Origin of the sequence: Actinospica acidithermotolerans (genome assembly GCF_018139625.1) — a bacterium.
In the GTDB taxonomy this organism is placed as follows: Bacteria; Actinomycetota; Actinomycetes; order Streptomycetales; family Catenulisporaceae; genus Actinospica; species Actinospica acidithermotolerans.
This window is the reverse complement of record NZ_JAGSOH010000401.1, coordinates 1-395: the sequence shown is the minus strand read 5'-3', so window position 1 is coordinate 395 and position 395 is coordinate 1. Positions and strand designations below refer to the sequence as shown.

Annotated in this window: 1 protein-coding gene; it reads left to right on the top strand. The window is 59.5% G+C overall.

Features of this window, described 5'->3' with window-relative positions:
- The coding region (locus KDK95_RS35290; RefSeq protein ID WP_212522686.1) for a hypothetical protein at window positions 1-264 on the top strand (264 nt) is incomplete at its 5' end.
- Between the last annotated feature and the right edge of the window lie 131 nt (window positions 265-395).

The window sequence follows — 395 nt, the reverse complement described above, 5'->3', positions numbered from 1 at the left end:
GTGGTTGTGTATGAGACTGACGCACATCGTCAGACGGCTCTCGGCTCCCCTCCTAAGCAGGTACTTCTTCGCCTCATTTCGCTCAAGACACAGGTGCAAAGGAGAACAGGGGCAATCCAGGTCTGTGCAGGCCGCAGCTTCTTCGTCGTCTTCGGGCACGCCGCCATCTACTTTGCCATCGAGGTCCTTGGGGGATGGCATTCAGTGATCGGGTTGGTCCAAGCTGCCCGCAGCGTCTCGCATTCGCTCGACGCGACTTCATGAAGGCGTTTGAGGACCATCAGGGGCCTCGCACCTGCGACGTTCACTTCGTTACCTGGGCGCGCCTTTGCCGCTCGGCCAATCCGCGAACCTCCTCGGTTTCTCCTTCAGCGTGTTGTCACACTCCGTCGTGA